This window comes from Leifsonia sp. LS1 (genome assembly GCF_020521355.1).
Taxonomy (GTDB): domain Bacteria; phylum Actinomycetota; class Actinomycetes; order Actinomycetales; family Microbacteriaceae; genus Leifsonia.
The window spans coordinates 133,768-153,959 of sequence record NZ_BPER01000006.1; the positions used below are offsets into that span (position 1 = coordinate 133,768).

19 protein-coding genes are annotated in these 20,192 nt (G+C 71.2%); 16 read left to right on the forward strand and 3 right to left on the reverse strand.

Features of this window, described 5'->3' with window-relative positions; genetic code table 11:
* The first annotated feature begins 23 nt into the window (after window positions 1–23).
* Entirely contained in the window at window positions 24–1,343 is a 1,320-nt protein-coding gene (locus tag LLS1_RS12495; RefSeq protein ID WP_226655970.1) for an APC family permease, read from the forward strand.
* Between the two features lie 139 nt (window positions 1,344–1,482).
* Window positions 1,483–2,466 carry a LacI family DNA-binding transcriptional regulator gene (locus LLS1_RS12500; RefSeq protein WP_226656204.1) on the forward strand — a complete coding sequence of 328 codons (984 nt, stop codon included), beginning with the start codon at window positions 1,483–1,485 and terminating at the stop codon, window positions 2,464–2,466.
* A gap of 4 nt (window positions 2,467–2,470) precedes the next feature.
* Here the strand turns inward: LLS1_RS12500 and soxR are convergent, their stop codons facing one another.
* Window positions 2,471–2,938, reverse strand: coding sequence for a redox-sensitive transcriptional activator SoxR (gene soxR, locus LLS1_RS12505; RefSeq protein ID WP_308443813.1), 468 nt, complete (start codon window positions 2,936–2,938; stop codon window positions 2,471–2,473).
* Between the two features lie 36 nt (window positions 2,939–2,974).
* Between soxR and LLS1_RS12510 the strand changes: the two genes are divergently transcribed.
* From LLS1_RS12510 to LLS1_RS12520, 3 genes are all read left to right on the forward strand, one after another.
* A complete protein-coding gene (locus LLS1_RS12510) occupies window positions 2,975–3,382 on the forward strand; it encodes a hypothetical protein (RefSeq protein WP_226655973.1) in 408 nt (135 codons plus the stop codon).
* Window positions 3,295–4,404, forward strand: a complete 1,110-nt coding sequence (locus tag LLS1_RS12515; protein ID WP_226655976.1) for an MFS transporter — start codon at window positions 3,295–3,297, stop codon at window positions 4,402–4,404. The genes LLS1_RS12510 and LLS1_RS12515 overlap by 88 nt, the downstream gene beginning before the upstream one ends.
* A gap of 62 nt (window positions 4,405–4,466) precedes the next feature.
* Window positions 4,467–6,227 carry a glycoside hydrolase family 9 protein gene (locus LLS1_RS12520; RefSeq protein ID WP_226655978.1) on the forward strand — a complete coding sequence of 587 codons (1,761 nt, stop codon included), beginning with the start codon at window positions 4,467–4,469 and terminating at the stop codon, window positions 6,225–6,227.
* A 135-nt stretch (window positions 6,228–6,362) separates the two neighbouring features.
* Here LLS1_RS12520 and LLS1_RS12525 read toward each other — a convergent pair whose 3' ends face one another.
* Window positions 6,363–7,340, reverse strand: coding sequence for an alcohol dehydrogenase catalytic domain-containing protein (locus tag LLS1_RS12525; RefSeq protein ID WP_226655979.1), 978 nt, complete (start codon window positions 7,338–7,340; stop codon window positions 6,363–6,365).
* Window positions 7,341–7,590: 250 nt separating this feature from the next.
* Here LLS1_RS12525 and LLS1_RS12530 point away from each other — a divergent pair, with 250 nt between their 5' ends.
* The 11 genes from LLS1_RS12530 (at window position 7,591) to LLS1_RS12580 (ending at window position 19,453) form a co-directional block, all read left to right on the forward strand.
* Window positions 7,591–8,673, forward strand: a complete 1,083-nt coding sequence (locus tag LLS1_RS12530) for a Gfo/Idh/MocA family protein (RefSeq protein WP_226655981.1) — start codon at window positions 7,591–7,593, stop codon at window positions 8,671–8,673.
* 11 nt (window positions 8,674–8,684) lie between these two features.
* Complete coding sequence (locus LLS1_RS12535; protein WP_226655982.1) at window positions 8,685–9,428, forward strand: ThuA domain-containing protein; 744 nt, start codon at window positions 8,685–8,687, stop codon at window positions 9,426–9,428.
* A complete protein-coding gene (locus LLS1_RS12540; RefSeq protein WP_223359788.1) occupies window positions 9,425–10,399 on the forward strand; it encodes an ABC transporter permease in 975 nt (324 codons plus the stop codon). Before LLS1_RS12535 ends, LLS1_RS12540 begins: the two co-directional genes overlap by 4 nt.
* An 11-nt stretch (window positions 10,400–10,410) precedes the next feature.
* Window positions 10,411–12,477 (forward strand): dipeptide/oligopeptide/nickel ABC transporter permease/ATP-binding protein, encoded by a 2,067-nt coding sequence (locus tag LLS1_RS12545; RefSeq protein ID WP_226655984.1) that lies wholly within the window; start codon window positions 10,411–10,413, stop codon window positions 12,475–12,477.
* Window positions 12,474–13,643, forward strand: a complete 1,170-nt coding sequence (locus LLS1_RS12550) for an ABC transporter ATP-binding protein (RefSeq protein WP_226655986.1) — start codon at window positions 12,474–12,476, stop codon at window positions 13,641–13,643. Before LLS1_RS12545 ends, LLS1_RS12550 begins: the two co-directional genes overlap by 4 nt.
* Window positions 13,640–15,298 carry an ABC transporter substrate-binding protein gene (locus tag LLS1_RS12555; protein WP_226655988.1) on the forward strand — a complete coding sequence of 553 codons (1,659 nt, stop codon included), beginning with the start codon at window positions 13,640–13,642 and terminating at the stop codon, window positions 15,296–15,298. Before LLS1_RS12550 ends, LLS1_RS12555 begins: the two co-directional genes overlap by 4 nt.
* A gap of 81 nt (window positions 15,299–15,379) precedes the next feature.
* On the forward strand, window positions 15,380–16,048 hold the full coding sequence (locus LLS1_RS12560; protein WP_226655989.1) for a ThuA domain-containing protein: 669 nt from the start codon (window positions 15,380–15,382) through the stop codon (window positions 16,046–16,048).
* On the forward strand, window positions 16,045–16,812 hold the full coding sequence (locus LLS1_RS12565) for a sugar phosphate isomerase/epimerase (protein WP_223359794.1): 768 nt from the start codon (window positions 16,045–16,047) through the stop codon (window positions 16,810–16,812). The genes LLS1_RS12560 and LLS1_RS12565 overlap by 4 nt, the downstream gene beginning before the upstream one ends.
* Window positions 16,809–17,819, forward strand: a complete 1,011-nt coding sequence (locus tag LLS1_RS12570; RefSeq protein WP_226655991.1) for an NAD-dependent epimerase/dehydratase family protein — start codon at window positions 16,809–16,811, stop codon at window positions 17,817–17,819. Before LLS1_RS12565 ends, LLS1_RS12570 begins: the two co-directional genes overlap by 4 nt.
* 36 nt (window positions 17,820–17,855) lie before the next feature.
* Window positions 17,856–18,629: a GntR family transcriptional regulator gene (locus LLS1_RS12575; RefSeq protein ID WP_226655992.1), complete on the forward strand. Its 774-nt coding sequence runs from the start codon at window positions 17,856–17,858 to the stop codon at window positions 18,627–18,629.
* A 104-nt stretch (window positions 18,630–18,733) separates the two neighbouring features.
* On the forward strand, window positions 18,734–19,453 hold the full coding sequence (locus LLS1_RS12580) for an SDR family NAD(P)-dependent oxidoreductase (protein WP_226655994.1): 720 nt from the start codon (window positions 18,734–18,736) through the stop codon (window positions 19,451–19,453).
* 4 nt (window positions 19,454–19,457) lie between these two features.
* Here the strand turns inward: LLS1_RS12580 and LLS1_RS12585 are convergent, their stop codons facing one another.
* Window positions 19,458–20,162 (reverse strand): SDR family oxidoreductase, encoded by a 705-nt coding sequence (locus LLS1_RS12585; RefSeq protein ID WP_226655995.1) that lies wholly within the window; start codon window positions 20,160–20,162, stop codon window positions 19,458–19,460.
* Window positions 20,163–20,192 lie beyond the last annotated feature (30 nt).

The following is a 20,192-nucleotide window of genomic DNA, read 5'->3' on the forward strand; positions in this document are numbered from 1 at the left end:
GGGGCCCGGGCCATCATGGGGACATGACGGACGGGCCCCCTCGCACACGCACGCCCGCTGACCCGATCGACGGGTCGCACGGCAGGCTCGGCGTCGCCGGCGGCACAGCGCTCTATGTCGCCGCGGTGCTCGGGACGGGCATCCTCGTGCTCCCGGCGCTCGCGGCCTCCGTCGCCGGCCCCGGGGCGATCCTCGCGGTGGCGGCGCTCGCGCTGATCTCCGTCCCGCTCGCCGCGACCTTCGCCGCCCTCGCGCGCCGGCATCCGGACGCGGGAGGCGTCGCGACGTTCGTGCGGCGTGCCTTCGGGGCGACGGCGGCGCGCATCGTCTCGTACTGGTTCTTCTTCGGCACGCCGATCGGGGCCCCGATCGCGGCACTCATGACGGCGCGCTACGTCGTCGCCGTGATCGGCGGGGACGCCGTGAGCACGACCATGATCGCAGTGGCGCTCATGGTCGTGCCGGTCACCGTCACCGCGTTCGGCGTCCGGTTCGCCGCATCGGTGCAGCTCGTGCTGTCGGGCGCGCTCATCGCGGTGCTGGTGTTCGTGCTCGCCGCTGCCGCTCCGCACGGCGATCCCGCGCGCCTCGAGCCGCTCCTCCCGCACGGCTGGGCCGGAGTGGGTCTCGCCATGAGCCTCTACATCTGGGCGTTCGCCGGGTGGGAGGCGGTGGCCGGCATCGGCGGAGAGTTCCGCGACCCGCGACGCGACATCCCGCGCGCCACGGCGCTCGCGCTCGTCATCGTGTCGGTCGCCTACCTCGCGATCCAGACGGTGACCGTGCTCGTGCTGGGCGACGCGGCGGCCACCAGTGAAGTGCCGCTCCTCGATCTGGTGTCGGTGGCGACCGGGACGGGCGGCGGAGTCGTCGTCGCCGTGATCGCGGCGATCGTCGTCACCGGGGTGTTCAACGCGTACCTCGCCGCGTTCTCCAAGCTGGGCGCGGCGATGGGACGTGACGGAGACCTCCCGCGCTGGTTCGGTCGCGGTGTCGAGAACGGCGCGGTCGCCCGGCGCGGGCTGCTGCTCTCGACCGTGGTCATGGCCGCGTACTCGGTCGTGGTGCTGGCGAGCGGCGACCTCGAACCCTTCATCCTGGTGCACACGAGCATCGCGGCGGCGGTCTACGGTCTCGGCGTCGCGGCGGCCGTGGTCCTGCTGCCGCGCGGATCCGTCGGTTGGTGGATGGCGGTGCTGTCGTGCGTGTTCGCGGCGGGGCTGCTGCTCCTCGCCGGCTGGCATCTGGTGTTCCCGGCCGGCGTCGCACTCGTCGCCGTCCTGGTCGGCCTGCTGTCGGCGCGCGCGGCGCGGGCGCGGCGGGCGGTGACGGGCGGGGTGTGACGCGTCCGCCGGTCGCCCGCGGCACCATGACGCATAATTGGGGAAGCCGCGCCGGACCGGCGCACGTCCGAAGGGGGAGGCCGTGGCTGCTGACGCTGACGTGCCCGCCGACCGGCCGCACCCGCCGCGGGCCGCGAGCATGCGCGACGTCGCCGCGCTCGCCGGGGTGTCGCACCAGACGGTCTCGCGCGTGCTCAACGGGCACGAGAGCATCCGTGACGCGACCCGGGAGCGCGTGCAGCGCGCGATGGATGAGCTGAACTACCGGCCGAACCGTGCCGCGCGCGCCCTGGTCACCGCACGCTCGCGCACGATCGGCGTGCTCTCGACCTCCGCGGCGGCACTCTACGGGCCGGTCTCCAGCATCAACGCGATCCAGGACGCCGGGCGCGAGGCCGGGTACTACATCGCCGTCGCCCAGCTGGCCGACCTGACGCCCGCCGGGATCGAGGCGGGAATCGACCACCTCCTCGCGCAGGCGGTCGAGGGCGTCATCGTGATCGCGCCGCAGGAGGTCGTGCTCGAGCAGGTCGCCGCCGCGCGGATCGGCGTGCCGTACATCACCCTCCAGAGCGGCACGGCGAGCATCGATCGCGAGCTCTCGGTCGACCAGGTGGCGGGCGCGCGGGCGGCGACGCGCCACCTCATCGATCTCGGCCATCGCACGATCGCCCACCTCGCAGGGCCGCTCGAATGGTTCGAGGCGCAGGCGCGTCGCGCCGGCTACGAGCAGGAGCTCGCCGCGGCCGGGCTGCCGGTCCCGGTGGTGCTGCACGGCGACTGGACGGCTGAGTTCGGCTACCGGTCGTCCCTGCAGCTGCTCGCCGGTCGCGAGGTCACGGCGGTGTTCACCTCCAACGATCAGATGGCGCTCGGCGTGTACCACGCGGCGCACGAGCTCGGCCGTACCATCCCGGGCGACCTGAGCGTGGTCGGCTTCGACGATATCCCCGAGGCGGCGCACTTCTGGCCGCCGCTGACCACCGTGCTTCAGGACTTCACCGTGCTCGGCCGGGGAAGCGTCGAACGGCTGGTCGCCGAGATCGAGGGCGGTGCGGAGGCGACCGGGACGAGCATCCAGCCCGACCTGGTGGTGCGGGCCTCGACGGCGGCACCGCGCTGAGGGATCAACCCCCGGTCGCGTCGGCGTCGCCGTCCATCCAGCGGCGCGGCCCCGCGCCTTCGGCCGCCAGCTCATCGGACGGGTTCTGCAGCGCACACGTGCGCAGGCTGAGGCAGCCGCAGCCCATGCAGCCGGTGAGGTCGTCGCGGAGGTGCTGGAGGTCGCGGATGCGCTGGTCGAGTTCCGTGCGCCAGAGGCGGGACAGCCGCGCCCAGTCCTTCTTGGTGGGAGTCCGGCCCTCCGGGAGAGAGTCGAGGGCGGCCCGGATGTCGGCCAACGGCACGCCGACACGCTGCGAGACGCGCACGAACGCGATGCGCCGCAGGACGTCGCGACGGTAGCGGCGCTGGTTGCCCGCGGTGCGCTCGCTGGCGATGAGGCCCTGACGTTCGTAGAAGTGCAGGGTCGAGACGGCGACGCCGCTGCGGGAGGCGACGTCGCCGACGCTCAGGATGGGTTCGGCGGGAGTCATTGACCTCAACAATAGTTGAGGTTCTAAGCTCGGACCATGACCTCCCGCGACACGGACGCCGAACCCTTCGGCGCCCCGACTCACCCTGACACCACCGTCGTCGAGACGCCCGTCGACCGCTCTCCCCCCGGCGGTGTGCTCAGCGCGCACTACCGCTGGGTCAGCATCGGCATGTGCCTGCTCATCATGCTGGCCGCCTTCGAGGCGCTCGCGGTGACGACCATCATGCCGACGGTGAGCCGGGAACTGGACGGCGCGTCCCTCTACGCCTTCGCGTTCGCCGGTCCGCTGGCGGTGAGCGTCGTCGGCATGGTGCTTGCGGGAGCGTGGTCCGACCGGGCAACCCGCGCTCGGCGATGTTCGCATCCGTCGTGTTCTTCTCCGTCGGCCTGCTCGTGGCCGGGACGGCGACGGCGATGCCGCTCTTCGTCGCCGGCCGCCTGATCCACGGACTCGGCGGGGGCGGCCTCACCGTGTCGCTGTACGTGATCGTCGCGCGCGTCTACCCGCCGCGGCTGCATCCCCGTATCTTCGCCGGCTTCGCCGCCGCGTGGGTCGTCCCGTCGCTCATCGGGCCGCTGATCGCGGGGCTGCTCGCCGAGACGGTGGGCTGGCGGTGGGTCTTCCTCGGCGTCGTCGCGCTCGTCGTGCTGGCGATGCTGATGGTGGTCCCCGCCATGCGCGGCGTGCACGGTCCCGACGACGAGGCGGACCTGCCTCCGCGCGACCTCGGCCGCATCGGCTGGGCGGTGCTGGTCGCCGCGGCGGTGCTCGTGCTGACGCTCTCGGCCGAGGCGACCGGGCCCGTCCAGTGGATCCTGCCGCCCCTGGCCGCGGCCGTCGCCATCGTCGCCATCCGGCCACTGCTCCCGCGCCGGACGCTGCGTGCCGCCCGGGGTCTCCCGAGCGTCATCCTGACCCGTTCGCTGGTGGCCGGGACCTTCTTCGCTGCCGAGGTGTACGTCCCGCTGCTGCTGGTGACGCAGTACGGGATGTCGGCGGCCCTCGCCGGGCTCGCGCTCACGGCCGCCGGGCTCAGCTGGGCGGCCGCCTCCTGGGCGCAAGGGCGCTTCGAAGGGATCTCCAACGGCACGGCGGCGTGGCTCGGCGCGCTCGGTCTGTCCATCGCGATCGGCTCATTGATCGCGACGGCCGCCCTCCACCTCCCGCCCGCGGTGGTCGTGGTCGGCTGGGCGTTCGCCGGGGCGGGGATGGGTGTGCTCTACCCGCGTCTCGGCGTGCTGACCCTCGAGTACTCGTCGCGCGACGACCAGGGGTTCAACAGCTCGGCCCTCTCGATCGCCGATTCGATCGGCTCCGCGATCTCGCTGGCGGCGACCGCGATCGTGTTCGCCGCGCTCGGAGCAGCGGCAGGCGGGGCGGTGCCGTTCGTCGGAGCGTTCGCCTTCACCGGCGTGCTGTGCGCACTGGCGTGGATGGTGGGGCCGCGCATCCTGCGGCGCTGACGACCCGCGTTCCGCTGGTATTGTTTTGGTACTAGTGGTACGCATGTTGTCTGGAGGCGCGGATGGAGACGGTCGCGGGACCCGCTGTGCTGGTGAGCCAGCTCGGCTACAACGGGCGGGCGGACAAGGCGGCCGTCATCGTCGGACGCCGGGTCGCCGAGGCGCGGGTGGAGACCGTCGACGGCGACCCGGTCGACGTTCCGGTGCATATCGCCGGCGCTCCGGAGCCGGTCGCGCACTGGTCGGGCGCCCGCTACACGCGGGTGGAGTTCAGCGGTCTCACCAGGCCGGGCCACTACCGCGTGATCGCCGAGGTCGACGGAGCGGACGTCGCGTCCGAACCGTTCGCCGTCGCGGCCGACCGCCTGCCGGGCCTCGTCGTCGCCGATATCACGGCGATGTTCCGTGCCCAGCGGTCGAGCGGCGAGATCGAGCGCAAAGACGCCGCCGCCCGCTTCTACGACGACGACTCCGGGCGCACGGTCGACGCGCGCGGCGGCTGGCTCGACGCCTCCGGCGACTACAGCAAGTTCCTCAGCCACCTGACCTACACGCGCATGATGAGCCCGCAGCAGATCCCGCTCTGCGCCTGGGCGCTGCTGACCGCGGGCCGGGAGCTGCGCACGGCGCATCCCGCGTTCCGGACGAGCCAGTATCCGCGGCTGCGGGACGAGGGGCTCTTCGGCGCGGACTTCCTCGTGCGGTTCCAGGACCCGGCCGGGTTCTTCTACACCGGGATCTTCGACGCGCTGACCAAGCGGCTGGAGGAGCGGGTCATCACCGCCCCGCTGCAGGACAGCGTGCGGACACAGCGCTGGCAGGCGGCGTACCGGCACGGCGGCGGGCTCGCCATCGCGGCACTGGCCCTCGCCTCGACGGCGGACGAGGACGGCGACTACTCGCGCGACGCGTACTTCGACGCCGCCGAGCGCGGGTTCGACCACCTCGAGCGGCACAATCGCGAGTACCTCTTCGACGGCGAGGAGTCGGCGATCGACGACTACTGCGCCCTGCTGGCCGCGGCCGAGCTCGCGCACGCGGCTTGGACGCGCGGCGGCGATGCGTCGCGGTTCGTCGCGGCGGCGCACGGGCGCGCGGCCGCGCTCGCCGGCCGCGTGCGGGCGGGGGAGACCGGTGCGTGGCTGGTCGGAGACGTGGAAGGGCGGCCGTTCTTCCACGCCGCCGAGCCCGGGCTCCCGGCCGTCGCGCTGCTGCGCTGGGCCGAGGTGCTGCGCGCCGGGGCTGCGGGCGACGTCGCGGGCGATCGCCTGACGGATGCGCCTGAGCAGGCGGCACGCGCCGAGGAGGTCGCGCTCACCGTCCTGAGCGGGTTGCTCGAACGCACCGACGCGGTCGCGAACCCGTTCGGGTATCCCCGCCAGCGCGTCCGACCGCTCAGCGGCGCCGACCGGGACGCGTTCTTCTTCCCGCACGAGAACGAGACCGGCTACTGGTGGCAGGGCGAGAACGCGGGCATCTCGTCCCTCGCGTACGCGGCAACGGTCGCCTCCCGGCTCCCCGGGGGCGACGACGCGGCGCGCGAACGGCTGCGACGCCTCCACGCGGACGTGATCGGCTGGGTGGGCGGCCTGAACCCGTTCGACGCGTGCATGCTCCAGGGCCGCGGACGCAACGGGGTCGAGTACTCGGCGGAGTATCAGAACACACCGGGCGGCATCGTCAACGGGATCACCTCCGGCTGGGGGGACGAGGAGTCCATCGCCTTCCTGCCGGCCGAGGCGCCGGACGGCGAGGAGTGGCGCTGGGCGGAGCAGTGGATCCCGCACTCGGGATGGTTCCTCCTCGCCGTCTGCGCGGGCTGAGCGGGCACGCCGGCCGGGCGCGATCGGGCGCCCGCCCGGTGATGTGGACCAAATGTCGCGAAAAGCGGCGTTGTCCAACACATTTGGCCCGAATCGGCGGAGGAAGGGGGCGGGGAGAAGCGGGACTGCGTGGGGTCAGGGCTCGATGACGGCCTTGACGAAGCCGGGAGCGTGGGCGGCCATGAGGGCGTAGGCGGCGTCGACGCCGTCGAGGCCGAAGCGATGGGTCACGAGCGGGGCGAAGGTGAACCGGCGGTCGGCGACGTGGCGCAGCGCGTCGGTCATCGCCTGCATCACGCGGGGATGGTCGGGGCAGAAGCCGTTGACGACGGTGGCGCCCTTGTACCAGAGCTCCATGTCGAAGGGGGCCGTCCCGGCGTGGTGGTAGCCGACGACGCACAGGGTTCCGAACGGGCGGACCAGCGGGGAGGCGGTGGCGAGCCCGGGGGTGACTCCGGTGGCCTCGAGGACGACGTCGGCGCGCGGGTCGGCCGCGCCGTCCGCCGCCGCTGCGCCGCCGGAGCCCTCCGCTCGTCCGGTCTCCGCGTACGCCGCGACGTCGTCGGGGTGCAGCGCCACGTGTGCTCCGAGCGCCAGAGCGCGCTCCCGCGCCTCGGGATTGGGATCGACGGCGATGATCGTGCGCGGGGCGCGGGTGCGCACGAGCTGCAGCAGGCCGAGGCCCATGAAGCCGAGGCCGATGATCGCGACGCGCGACCCGGCGGTGACCGGCGTGCGCGAGATCGCCTCCTCCAGGGTGGCGATGGGCTCGCCGATCGCGTGGGCGGGCTCGACGCCGGCAGGAACGGGGAGCAGCAGGTCGGCCTCCAGTACGGCGTGCGTGGCGAAGCCGGGACCGCCGAGCCCCGTGACCAGCTCGCCGTCCCGCCATCGGGACGCTCCCGGACCGGTGGCGACGACGCGGCCGGCGATCTCGTGTCCGAGGGCGATCGGGCCGCCGCCTGGGGTGGGTCCGTCACGCCAGGGCGTCAGGTCGGAGGTGCACACCCCGCTGGCGAGGATCTCGACGAGCACCTGCCCGGCGCCGGGCGCGGGGGTGGGGATCTCATCGATGCGGGAGGTGCGGGCGGAGACGACGCGGCTGATCAGCATGCGGTCAGTGTAGCCCTCGTGGTCGATTGTGGTTCTATGTGGATCGCTCCCGTATCCGGCGTGACCGCGCGATTCCGGCTTCCGCTTCGGCCTCCGGCATGTTTCGTCCGTGTGAAACCTCCTCCGCGCTCTTGTTACCGTGCACTTTTCGTCTTAGTCTGGCATCGGGTGGTATTGATTTGGGATACCGTTCGGTTCACCCGCCCGGCGCCGCACAGGGTGCCGGACGGCGCATTTCAAGGGAGAGTGTGTGGTGCAGACGTATTCCGCGGCGGTGGTCGCCGCCGGCGGCCAGGGCAGGGTCCATGCGGCCGCCTACCTCGCCGATCCCCGCGTGCGCCTGGCCGGGGTAGCCGACCTGGATCTCCCGGCGGCCGAGCGCCTGGCCGCCGAGCTCGACATCCCGCACGCCGTCGCCGATGCCGCGGCCATGATCGCCGCGGTGCGGCCCGACATCGTGAGCGTCTGCACGCCGCCGCAGCACCGCCGCGCGGTGGTGGAGGCCGCGATCGATGCGGGTGTCCTCGCCGTCCACTGCGAGAAGCCGTTCGCCCTCACCTACGGGGACGCTGTCGCGATGACCCAGCGTGCGGCGGACGCGGGTGTCCAGCTGACCGTCAACCTGCAGCGTCGATTCGAGCCCGTGCACCGCTTCGCCCGCGCCCAGCTGGACGAAGGGATGATCGGCGAGCTGGTGACCATCGAGGGCTACTGCCCGAACCTTTTCGACTGGGGCAGCCACATCGTGGACCTCGCCCTGTTCTACCGCCACGACGCGCCGGCCGAATGGGTGCTCGCGCAGCACGACGTGAGCATCAACCGCTACGTCTACGGCGCGTTCGTCGAGACCTCCTCGGTCACGCAGATCGCATGGGCCGACGGCGTCCGCGCGACGATCGCGACCGGCCGCGAGCCGGCCACGCCCGTCCTCAACCGTGAGAACAACCTCGGGCTCATCCTGCAGGGCACCCGCGGGCGCATCGTCGTCAACGGCCAGGAGTGCGTCGTGCAGCGGTTCGGCGCCGACGGGATGCGCTTCGCCTCCCCGTACGCCTCCGACCCCGCGGGCTGGGACCACGGGATCGACCCGGCCATCTTCGCGTGCACCGCGGAGGCGGTGGCCGACCTGGTGGATGCGCTGGAGACCGGCGCGGAACCCGTACTCGCGGGCCGCCACGCCCTCGCCGGGGCCGAGATCGTGTTCGCCAGCTACGAGAGCGCACGATCCCGCGGTCGCGTGACGCTGCCGCTCCGGGTCTACGACAACGCCCTGACCGCAGGACTCGACGAAGGACTGTGGTCGCCGGTGGGCGAACTGCGGTCGACGTGGTGAGGGAGGGCGTCATGACGACGGCGACGGTCGTGCTCACGGGGGACGACGTGTACGAGGACCTCTTCGGCGCAGGCGTCGAGCTGCAGGGGCTGCTGGCCGCGGAGGGGCTCGCGACCCGCGTCAGGATCGGCACCGGATCCCTCGGCCGGGACGAGACCACCACCGACGTGCTGATCGCCCTCTACCGGGCGGCGGGCGACCTGGGCCCGCGGGAGCGCGCCGGACTGCGGGAGGCCGTGGCCGCCGGGGCCGGTCTGCTCGCGGTGCACTCCACCGCCTACTTCGACGACGGCGCCACCGCCGACGCGGAGCTCGCCGAGTTGATCGGCGCCCGCTACCTCGACCACGGCCCCCAGCCGCACGAGAGCCGGTACACCGTGCGGCTCGCGGAGCATCCCATCACCGCGGGCGTCGAGCCGTTCGATCTGCAGCACGAGCACTACCGGCTGGCCGTGCGGCCCGGCTCCGACGTGCTCGCCTGGCGGGACGCTCCCTACGGGCGCGAGCCTCTCGTGACGGCGCACCGCTACGGGCAGGGCCGGGTCTGCTACCTCCAGTTCGGCCACGACCTGCGCGCCTGGGCGTCGAGCGGCGTCCGCGCGCTCGTCGCCGGCGCGGCCCGCTGGCTCGTCGCCCCGCCCGCCGCCGAACCGGTGCCCGCCGCCGTCCCGGCGGCCGCCGCACGCGGCCCCGGTGGCGCGCCCGGCACCGCCCCCACCCGTCCGACCGAGACCGAGAGCAGCGACACCCCATGAGAGTGCTCCTGAGACGAGCCGTCTTCTACCTGATCACCGCCTGGGCGGCGATCAGCCTCAACTTCCTGCTTCCGCGCATCATGCCAGGGAGCCCGGCCGACGCGTTGATCGCCAAGTTCCACGGCAAGCTGTCGCCGCAGGCGATCGAGGCGTTGCGCGTGCTGTTCGGGCAGAGCGACGCGAGCCTCTGGCAGCAGTATCTCGACTACTGGAAGAACCTGTTCAGCGGCAACTTCGGCATCTCCTACGCGTACTACCCGACCCCTGTCGCCGACGTGCTCGCGAGCAGCATCGGCTGGACGCTGGTGCTCATCACGGTCTGCACCGTCCTCGGCTTCGTCATCGGCACCGGGCTCGGGATGATCGTCGGCTGGAGGCGCGGCAGCTGGCTCGACGGCCTCATCCCCGTGACCACGCTGCTGTCGAGCATCCCGTACTTCTGGTTCGCGATCTGTGTCGTGCTGGTCTTCTCGATCATCCTGCACTGGTTCCCGCTCTCCGGCGGCTACGCGGTGACCGAGACGATCGGCTGGAATCTCGGCTTCATCGGCAGCGCGACCTACTACGCGATCCTCCCGGCGCTCACGATCGTCGTCGCCTCCATCGGCGGCTGGCTGATCGGAATGCGCAACATGATGGTGACCACGCTGAGTGAGGACTACGTGCGGCTCGCCGAGGCGAAGGGGCTGCCGAAACGGCGCGTGATGTTCACCTACGCGGCGCGCAACGCCATCCTGCCGTCGTTCTCGAGCTTCGCGATGTCGCTCGGCTTCGTGGTCGGCGGCTCCATCGTGACCGAGGTCGTCTTCAACTATCCGGGCATCGGCACCGTGCTGTTCAAGGCGGCGCAGGCGCAGGACTACCCGCTGATGCAGGGCATCTTCCTGGTCATCACCATCACGGTCCTGATCGCGAACATGCTCGCCGACCTCATGTACGTCTTCCTCGACCCCCGCACCCGAGAGAGCTGAGAGCGCAACCCATGGCCATCACCACCGCCACCGTCGCCGAGGCCGAGTCCGGCGAGACGGACACCCCCACCTCCCGCTTCGCCTGGATGCGCGCCTTCCGGCGCCCCTGGACCCTAACGGGCGTCGTCATCGTCGCCGTGTTCTGCGTGCTCGCCATCATCGGCCCCTGGATCGCTCCGTACGACCCGTCGGCCGTCAGCAAGCAGACACTGCAGCCGCCGAGCCCCGAGCATTGGCTGGGCACGACCCAGACCGGCCAGGACGTCTTCTCGCAGATGCTCTACGGCACGCAGATCTCGCTGCTCGTCGGCGTCGGCGCCGCGATCGTCGCCACCGTGCTGTCGGTGATCGTCGGCCTGGCCGCCGGGTATCTGGGCGGGCTGTCCGACGAGCTGCTGTCGCTGCTCGCCAACGTCTTCCTCGTCATCCCGGCGTTGCCGCTGACCGTCATCCTCGCCGCGTATCTGCCGAAGTCGGGTTCGATCGGGATCATCCTGGTCATCTCGATCACGGGATGGGCGTGGGGCGCGCGCGTGCTGCGCGCGCAGACCCTGTCGCTGCGCAAACGCGACTTCGTCGAGGCCGCCCGAGCGACCGGCGAGCGCACGTCGAGCATCATCTTCCGCGACATCTTCCCGAACCAGATCGCCGTGATCGCCGCCAGCTTCCTCGGCACGGTCACCGGCGCGATCCTGACCCAGGCCAGCCTGGCCTTCCTCGGGCTGACGAACGTGACCGAGTGGTCCTGGGGCACCATCCTGTACTGGGCGCAGGTGTCGAGCGCAATGCTCACCGGGTCGTGGTGGTGGTTCGTGCCGGCCGGCCTCGCGATCGCGTTGCTGGGCACGGGGCTGTCGCTGGTCAACTTCGGCATCGACGAATTCATCAACCCCCGGCTGCGCCAGGCGGGAATCGGAACGAAGAAGGCCCAGAAGGCGCAGGCGCGGGCACAGCGCGCGAAGACCGTCCGACGCCCGGCGCGCGTGCGCGGAGAGCGCCCGCCGCACCGGCCGTTCGACCCGGCGACCAGCGACGTGATCCTCCGGGTCGAGAACCTGCACGTGGACTATGTGGGGGAGTCGTCGGTGACGCCCGCGGTCAACGACGTCACACTGACGCTGCGCCGCGGCGAGGTGCTCGGCGTCGCCGGCGAGTCCGGCTCGGGCAAGTCGACCCTGGCCTACGCCATCACCCGTCTGCACAAGCCGCCGGCGCAGATCACGAGCGGCCGGATGCTCTACACGAACCCGGACGGTTCGGTCACGGACATCCTCGCGATGAGCGACAACGACCTGCGGGACTTCCGTTGGGAGGAGCTGTCGATCGTCTTCCAGTCGGCGATGCACGCCCTGAACCCGGTGCTCACCGTGGGCGCCCAGATCGACGACGTGCTCCGCGCCCACCGGCCCGGGATGTCGCCGGCCGAGCGCGCGGCGCGGGTCGTGGAGCTGCTCGGGCTGGTCGGCATCCAGACGGATCGCGTGAACGCGTACCCGCACGAGCTCTCCGGCGGCATGCGCCAGCGCGCCATGATCGCCGTCGGCCTCGCGCTCGATCCCGAGATCATCGTGATGGACGAGCCCACCACCGCGCTCGACGTCGTGATCCAGCGCCAGATCATCGAGAAGATCATCGAGCTGAAGGACCGCCTCGGTTTCGCGGTCGTGTTCATCACGCACGACCTGTCGCTGCTGATCGAGCTCTCGGACACCATCGCCGTCATGTACGCCGGGCGCGTGGTCGAGCTCGCGGACGCCGACGAGTTCTACCGCAACCCGCGGCACCCGTACAGCCAGGGTCTGCTCGGGTCGTTCCCGACGCTCTCGGGCCCGAAGCGCGAGCTCGCGGGCATCCCGGGATCGCCGCCCGACCTGCGCCGGCTGCCCGCGGGATGCGCGTTCGCCGACCGTTGCCCGCTCGCGTTCGACCGCTGCCACGAGGTGGTGCCCGAGCTGCTGACGCTCGCCGGCCCCGCCGAGTGGCGGCAGACCGAGGCCGCGTGCCTTCTCTACGAGGGCGACGGCAGCGCCCCCGACCGCCCGGCCGACGCCGACACCCTGATGGAGGACGCCCGATGACCACGATCGAGACCGCACCGGCGGCCGCCGACGAGCGGGCGGACGTCCCCGTGCTCGAGGCGCTCCACGTCACCAAGCACTTCCCCGCTCGCGGACGGCTCTTCGCACGCGGCCCCAAGCGCGTGGTGCACGCGGCGGACGACGTGTCCCTCGCGCTGCACGCCGGCCGGATCATGGCGCTCGTGGGCGAGTCCGGTTCGGGCAAGTCGACCTTCGCGCGCCTCCTGGCCCAGTTGCACCCGGTGACGAGCGGCGAGATCCGCTACCGCGGCACGCCCGTGCGTGTGAAGGGCGGCCGCTCGCTGCGGGAGCACGTGAGCCACGTGCAGCTGATCCTGCAGGATCCGTTCGGCTCCTTCAACCCCGTCGCGACCATCGCCAGGACGCTGACGCGGGCCGTCCGCATCCACCATCCGAAAGCGTCGCCGAAGGAGCAGACGGCCCTCATCGACGACCTGCTGGGGCAGGTGAGCCTCCGGCCCGCACGACAGTTCACCGAGAAGTATCCGCACGAGCTCTCCGGGGGCCAGCTGCAGCGCATCTCCATCGCGCGGGCGCTCGCGGCGAACCCCGACGTGTTCCTCGCGGACGAGCCGGTGTCGAGCCTCGACGTCTCCATCCGCCTCGGCGTGCTGAACCTGCTGCGGCGGCTGGTGGAGGAGCGCGGGGTCGCCCTCCTCTATGTGACGCACGACATCGCCTCCGCCCGCTACTTCGCCGAGGACACCAGCGTGATGTATGCCGGGCAGCTGGTGGAGGCCGGGCCCAGCGAGACGGTGACCCAGAAGGCCGCGCACCCGTATACCCAGCTGCTCATCGCCTCCGCGCCCGACCCGTCCCGTCCGGACGACGAGCGTCCGCGCGACATCGGGCAGCCGCCGAGCCTTATCGATCCGCCCGCGGGCTGCCGGTTCCACCCCCGCTGCCCGTTCGCCATGGACCGGTGCCACACCCAGGCCCCGCCCGCGTTCTCGCTCGAGGACGGCCAGTGGGCGAAGTGCTGGCTGTACGCCGACGACGCCGAGGCCGTGGTCAAGCGCACCGAGAACGCGGCCGCCTACGGCCTGGGCCCCGTGCGCCCGGCCGGCCGCCGCCTCACCACCGGGCCGCACGCGGCCCCCGCAGACGCTCCACGCACAACCGAAACCAAGGGAGACCAGCAATGAATCGCAGAAGGTCCGTGCGCCGCGCCCTCATCGGCGCGACGCTCGCCGCCTCGCTCGTCGTACCGCTCGCCGCCTGCTCGTCGAACGGTTCGAACTCGGGCGACGGACTGATCCTCAACGTGGCGAGTCAGTCCGACAGCCTCACCCAGTCCTTCAACCCGTACCTGCCGAACACCGCGCAGGGCGCGACCTACACCAACCAGGGCGCCGGCGGCTTCATCTACGAGCCGCTCGTGCAGATCAACAACGTCGACATCGGCAAGGACATCCCGTGGCTCGCCAAGTCGTGGGAGTGGTCGAACGAGAACAAGACGCTGACCCTGCACCTGCAGAGCGGCGTGAAGTGGACGGACGGGCAGAAGTTCTCCGCCGACGACGTCGTCTTCACCTACGAGATGCTGAAGAAGTACCCGGCCCTGAACGTGGGCGGCGTCGACTTCGACACCATCACCGCGCCCGACGCGGACACCGTGGTGATGACCTTCACCGCGCCATCGGAGACGAAGTTCACCTCGCTCGTCGGGGCCGCGATCGTCTCGAAGCACATCTGGTCGAAGGTCGGCGACCCGACCACCTACGTGGACAAGGATCCGGTCGGCACCGGACCGTTCGTGCTCGACAGCTTCTCGCCGCAGAGCTTCGTGCTCAAGACGAACAAGGACTACTGGCAGGAGCCGGCCAAGATCGGCGGCATCCGGTTCATCCCCTACAAGGACAACCAGGGTCAGACGAACGCGCTCGTGCAGGGACAGGCCGACTGGTCGGGCACGTACATCGCCGACGCCGAGAAGACCTATCTCTCCAAGAGCAAGGACAACCACTACTGGGCCCCGGTCGTGGGCTCGGACGGTCTCATCCCGAACCTGGAGAAGTGGCCGCTCAGCGACATCGCCGTGCGCCGCGCGATCAGCCTCGGCGTCGACCGTGCCCAGATCGGCGCCGCGACCGACTCGCCGCCGGCGACCAGCCAGACGGGTCTCCCGATGCCGGCCTTCGCGAGCGAGGTCGCACCCAAATACAAAGACCTCGTCTTCACGCAGGACAAGCCGGCCGCCGAGAAGCAGCTGACCGATGCCGGCTACACGAAGGGCTCCGACGGCTACTACGAGAAGGACGGCAAGAAGGTCGAGTTCTCGGTCAGCTTCCCCGCCTCCTACACCGACATCGCGGCCCGTGCCCAGGTACTGGTCTCGCAGCTGAAGGACATCGGTATCAAGCTCGACATCGACACCACCTCGGTGAACGACATCAACAAGATCACCGCAGACGGCACCTTCCAGTCCACGATCGGCTACCCGGTGGGTCCGGCGCCGCGCGCGTTCAACATCTACGACTCGATGATGAACCCGAACAAGTACTACCCCCTGGGGCAGGCGACGCCGACCTTCGAGAACATCGAGCGCTTCAACGACCCGACCGCCAAGGCGCTGTTCGCGCAGTACCCGCTGGCGACCACGGACGAGGAGCGCGCCGCGATCCTCGAGAAGCTCCAGGGCATCTGGATCGACCAGCTGCCGATGATCGTGATGTTCTACTGGGGAAACTACGGCGACTGGAGCAGCGCGAAGGTCACCGGCTGGCCGAGCGAGGACAACCCCTACTTCGCGCCCTACCCCAACCCGGTGGTGGCACTGAAGCTGAAGCCGGTCTCCTGACCCAGGAGCACCCGGAACGAGCGACCGCGGGCGGGCCGGAGCGACCGGTCCGCCCGCGGGCGCGGACAATGAGAAGACGAGATGAGCCGAAACAGATCAGCACTCGTCGTCGTGAACGGCGACGACATCCACCACGACCTCCTCACCGCCTCGCAGGTGTACCAGCAGCTGGGCATCGAGGCGGGCCTCGTGACGCGGCGCGGGATGGGCATGAACCGCTTCATCGACGCGCGCCCCGAGACAGCAGACGCCGACACCTACCTGCTCTACACGTCCGGCGGCCAGTTCCCGACCGGGCAGCAGGAGGCGCTCGCCGCCGCCGTGCGCGCAGGCAAGGGCGTCGTGGGCATCCACGGCGCCAACATCCTCGGCTGGGAAGGCGACGGGCTCGACCCTGCCGATCGGCCGATGTTCGAGCTGCTCGGCAACCGGTACCTCTCCCACGGGCCGGGCCACCACGAGGGGCGGCACACGGTGGAGATCGTGGGCGAGCACCCGATCACCGCAGGGATCGGAGACTTCGAGCTCTTCGACGAGTACTACGAGTTCGAGCTCGCGGACGACGACGTGCAGGTCATCGCTCAGCGCCATCGTGCCGACGGCGAGGTGATCCCCGTCATGTACGCGCGGGAGGTCGGCGAGGGGCGGGTCGTCTACCTCGCCCTGGGCCACGACCTGCGGGCGTGGGGAGAGCCTCCTGTGCGCGAGCTGGTGCGCCGGGCACTCCTGTGGACGGCGGGGGCCCTGTGAGCGCGCCGATCGCCGTGATGGGGTACACGATCCTGGAGCAGGCGCGGGCGGATCTGGAGGGGACCTTCGCCCGTGTCGCAGGCATCGGCTACCTCGGCGTCGAGACCTACGGGCTCGTGGAGGAGTACGGACCCGAACGGGTGCGCGCCGCCGCCGACGCGGCGGGACTCGCGATCACGAGCGCGCACACGCCGTTCCCGGCGGGAGAGGACGCCGAACGCCTGCTCGACGCGGCCGGGGCGCTCGGTGCCGGAACGCTGGTCTGGTCGATGGAGCGCGAGGAGTTCGACTCGCCCGAGACCATCGCGGCGGGGGTGCGCCGCGTCAACGAGGCGGCGGCGAACGCCGCCGAGCGCGGGATGGTCGTCGGCTACCACAATCACTTCGCCGAGTTCGCGAACCGCTTCGACGGGCGGCAGGCGTACGACCTCCTGCTCGACCTGCTCGACCCCCGCGTCGTGATCGAGCTCGACGCCTACTGGGCGCGGATGGGCGGCGCCGACCCCGCCGAGGTGCTCACGCGTCTCGGCGACCGGGCGCGGCTCATCCACATCAAGGACGGCCCGGCGCAGAGCTACGAGGACGACGTGATGGTCCCCATCGGGGCGGGAGCGATGGATTGGCGGGGCATCCTCACCGCGCCCTCCGGACTCCGCTGGCACATCGTCGAGCTGGAGCGCCTCAGCGTCGACACGTTCGACGCCCTCGAGGAGTCGTACCGCCACCTCGTCGGCTCCGGGCTCTCCGACGGGAGGACCGCATGAGCGGCCGTATCCTGTTCCTCGGCGGCAACGGCATGATCGGCTCGGCCGCCGCGCGCGAGGCGGTCGCGCAGGGCGCCGAGCTGACGATCATCACGCGCTCGGCACCGCGGCGGCCCGTGCCCGACGGCGTCCGGCTGCTCACCGGCGACGTGCGAGACCCTGCGGCGCTGGCCGGGCTTCTCGGCGACGAGCGCTGGGACGCGGTGGTCAACTGGGTCGCCTTCACCCCGGCCGACCTGGACGGACACGTCGAGTACTTCGGCGACCGCACCGGGCAGTACGTGTTCATCTCGACCTGCTCGGTGTTCGGCCGCCCCATCCCGCTGCTGCCGATCACGGAGTCGAGCCCGCGTCGTCAGCCCGTGTTCGGCTACGCCCGCGACAAGATCGCGTGCGAGCTGCTCCTCGAGCAGGCCCATCGCGAGAGCGGCTTCCCGCTGACGATCGTGCGTCCCTTCCACACCTACGACGAGACCACGGTGCCGCTCCTGTCGGGCTGGACCGCCGTCGAGCGGATGCGCGCGGGGGAGCCGGTCGTCGTGCACGGCGACGGCACCTCGCTGTGGACGCTCATGCACTCCGCCGACTTCGCGCGGGCGTTCGTGCCGCTGCTGGGGGAGGGGCACGCGATCGGCGAGAGTGTCAATGTCGTGAGCGGCGACGTGCTGACATGGGACCAGATCCACCTCGAGCTCGCGCGGGCGGCCGGGGTGCGCGAGCCACTGCTCGTGCACCGGTCGAGCGAGTCGATCGCCGAGGAGATCCCCGGCTGGCGCGAGGTGCTCGAGCACGACTTCCGGCACACGATGCTCTTCGACACCACGAAGCTGCAGCGTCTCGTGCCCGGGTTCGCGCCACGGGTGTCGTTCGCCGAGGGAGCGCGCCGGGTCGTCCGCCACCACGATGCGCACGACGGCGCGCGCGGGGTCGACGCCGAGCTCGGTGCGGCGTTCGACCGGCTCTCCGCCCGGGTCGCCGCTGAGCCTGACCGGTCACAAGTGGTATGAATGAGGCACGCGATCGGCAAGGGGAGGGTATCGACTGTGACGCAGCCGGAGACGCTCGGGGGTAACGCGGTCGCCGCGATCAGGCCGGACTACCCCGAGCCACTGTGGATCCAGGTGATCACCCTGATCAACAACGAGATCGCTTCGGGCGTGCTCAAACCGGGGATGCGCCTCCCCCCGGAGCGGGAGCTCTGCCAGCAGCTGTCGATCTCCCGGGTGACGCTGCGCAAGGCGCTGAGCCAGCTTGTCGAGGACGGCGTGCTGAGCGCCTCCCACGGCCGCGGCTGGTACGTCGCCCAGGCGCCCGCCGTCGGCAAGGACTTCCCGAACAGCCTGGAGTCGTTCACCGAGACCGCCGCCCGGATGGGGCTCGCCGCGTCCTCGCGCGTGCTCCGCGCCGAGGCGAAGCCCGCCACCCTCGACGAGGCCGAGGAGCTGGGCGTCGCCCCGGGCACCCCCCTGTTCCACCTGGAGCGGGTGCGTCTGCTCGACGACGTGCCGATCGCGGTCGACGTGACGAGGATGCCCGCCGCGCTCGCCCCCTCGCTCGAATCGGTCGACTTCTCGACGGCGTCGTTCTACGAGGCGCTCGCGGAGGCCGGGGTGGAGCCCCTGCGGGCGGACGCGACGATCGAGGCGCGCGAGAGCACGGCCTCCATCGGGGAGCACCTCGGGCTGGAGGTCGGCAAGCCCGTGCTGGTGATGCGCCAGGTCGCCGTCGACGACAGCGAGCATCCTCTGTTCGTCTCGACGATCACGTACGCGGGCGAGCGCTACCGTCTGCGCACCAACTTCGCGCGCGCCCGCTAGCCTCCTGCGCGATTCGGCCCGAATGTCGCGTCTGGGCGACGCTGACGCGACATTCGGTCCAAATCGCGAGCAGTAGTGTCGACACGTCGTCGAGAGGAGACATCATGTCCGGACCAGCCGAGGCGAAGACCGCTCACCGCAACGTCCTGATCATCGGAGCCTCGCGCGGTCTCGGGGAGGCGATCGTCGAGACCTACGTGGAGCGGGGCGCCCGGGTCGTCGCGACGGTCAGGAACGACGCCCCGTCGCCCCTCCGCGACTTCGTCGACTCCACCGACGGGGGCGTCACGATCGAGCAGGTCGACATCGCGGAGCCGGAACAGATCGACGCGCTCCGGGCCCGGCTGTCCGGCGAGGTATTCGACCTGCTCTTCGTGGTCGCCGGCCTGTCGCTTGCCCCGGCCGACGCCGTCGGTGCGGACATCGATGTGCGGGACTTCGACAGGATGATGGAGACCAACGTCCTGGGGGTCATGCGCGCGGTCGAGCGACTGCAGGACCTCGTGGACCCGGGAGGCACGATCGCTGTGATGTCCTCGGGTCAGGGCAGCGTCTCCAACAACACCACGGGAGGCTTCGACGTCTACCGGGCGACGAAGGCGGCGCTCAACCAGATGTTCCGGAGCTATGCGGCCCGCCACGCGGATGAGCGGCGGTCACTGCTGCTGCTGGCGCCGGGGTGGGTCAGAACCAGCCTGGGCGGGGAGAACGCCATGCTCGAGATCGGCGAGAGCATCCCCCCGCTCGTCGACACGATCGATGCGCAGCGCGGCACACCCGGCCTTCGATTCCTGGACCGTCACGGCAACGACGTGCCGTGGTGACCCGTCACGCGGCGGCGAACGGGGGCACCGGCTCGGCGGATGCTGCTTTCGCCGCGCGGGACATGTCGTCGATGAGCACCTCTTGGGCGCCCGAGGCGATGGCGGACAGGGCGTGCGCGGCGACCTCGCGCGGGCTGAGCTTCCGACCAGGGAAGGCCGCCATCATGTCGGTGTCGATGAAGCCGGCGTGGATGGCGGTCACCTGGACGCCGCGCGGGCCGAGCTCGGCCCGCATGTTGTTCGTCAGAGAGAGCGCGGCGGCCTTCGAGACCGCGTAGGCCAGGTTGCCCGGGCCGGCGAGCCACGAGCCGGCCGAGAGCATGTTGGCGATGATCCCGCCTCCGTTCTCGACGAGCCGGGGCGCGAAGGCGGCGCTCACCGTGAGCGTCCCCACGAGGTTCGTCCGGAGCACGGAGTCGACGACGTCGACGACGCCCTCGTCGAAGAGGGAGGCCCGCCGGTGGATGCCGGCGTTGTTGATCACCATCGTCACGTCGGACAGCCGCTCCGCGAGAGCGGCGGCCTGGTCGCGGTCCGTCACGTCCAGCCGCACGGGCGTGACGCCGCGACTCCGCACGGTCTCGGGGTCGCGTGCCGCGGCGTACACCTTCTTCGCCCCGAGCTCCACGAGCGCATCCGCGAACGCCGCGCCCACCCCCCGATTCGCTCCCGTGACGAGCACGGTCGTGCCGTCGTAGACGTCTCTCATCGTGCCTCCTCGGCTCTGTCTCGATGATGA

Coding starts and splice junctions, on each gene's coding strand:
- LLS1_RS12520 (WP_226655978.1), top strand. CDS start 4,467: ATGGAGACGGTCGCGGGACCCGCTGTGCTGGTGAGCCAGCTCGGCTAC.
- LLS1_RS12525 (WP_226655979.1), bottom strand. CDS start 7,340: ATGCTGATCAGCCGCGTCGTCTCCGCCCGCACCTCCCGCATCGATGAG.
- LLS1_RS12510 (WP_226655973.1), top strand. CDS start 2,975: ATGACCTCCCGCGACACGGACGCCGAACCCTTCGGCGCCCCGACTCAC.
- LLS1_RS12570 (WP_226655991.1), top strand. CDS start 16,809: ATGAGCGGCCGTATCCTGTTCCTCGGCGGCAACGGCATGATCGGCTCG.
- LLS1_RS12535 (WP_226655982.1), top strand. CDS start 8,685: ATGACGACGGCGACGGTCGTGCTCACGGGGGACGACGTGTACGAGGAC.
- LLS1_RS12580 (WP_226655994.1), top strand. CDS start 18,734: ATGTCCGGACCAGCCGAGGCGAAGACCGCTCACCGCAACGTCCTGATC.
- LLS1_RS12495 (WP_226655970.1), top strand. CDS start 24: ATGACGGACGGGCCCCCTCGCACACGCACGCCCGCTGACCCGATCGAC.
- soxR (WP_308443813.1), bottom strand. CDS start 2,938: ATGACTCCCGCCGAACCCATCCTGAGCGTCGGCGACGTCGCCTCCCGC.
- LLS1_RS12545 (WP_226655984.1), top strand. CDS start 10,411: ATGGCCATCACCACCGCCACCGTCGCCGAGGCCGAGTCCGGCGAGACG.
- LLS1_RS12540 (WP_223359788.1), top strand. CDS start 9,425: ATGAGAGTGCTCCTGAGACGAGCCGTCTTCTACCTGATCACCGCCTGG.
- LLS1_RS12555 (WP_226655988.1), top strand. CDS start 13,640: ATGAATCGCAGAAGGTCCGTGCGCCGCGCCCTCATCGGCGCGACGCTC.
- LLS1_RS12550 (WP_226655986.1), top strand. CDS start 12,474: ATGACCACGATCGAGACCGCACCGGCGGCCGCCGACGAGCGGGCGGAC.
- LLS1_RS12585 (WP_226655995.1), bottom strand. CDS start 20,162: ATGAGAGACGTCTACGACGGCACGACCGTGCTCGTCACGGGAGCGAAT.
- LLS1_RS12500 (WP_226656204.1), top strand. CDS start 1,483: ATGCGCGACGTCGCCGCGCTCGCCGGGGTGTCGCACCAGACGGTCTCG.
- LLS1_RS12515 (WP_226655976.1), top strand. CDS start 3,295: ATGTTCGCATCCGTCGTGTTCTTCTCCGTCGGCCTGCTCGTGGCCGGG.
- LLS1_RS12560 (WP_226655989.1), top strand. CDS start 15,380: ATGAGCCGAAACAGATCAGCACTCGTCGTCGTGAACGGCGACGACATC.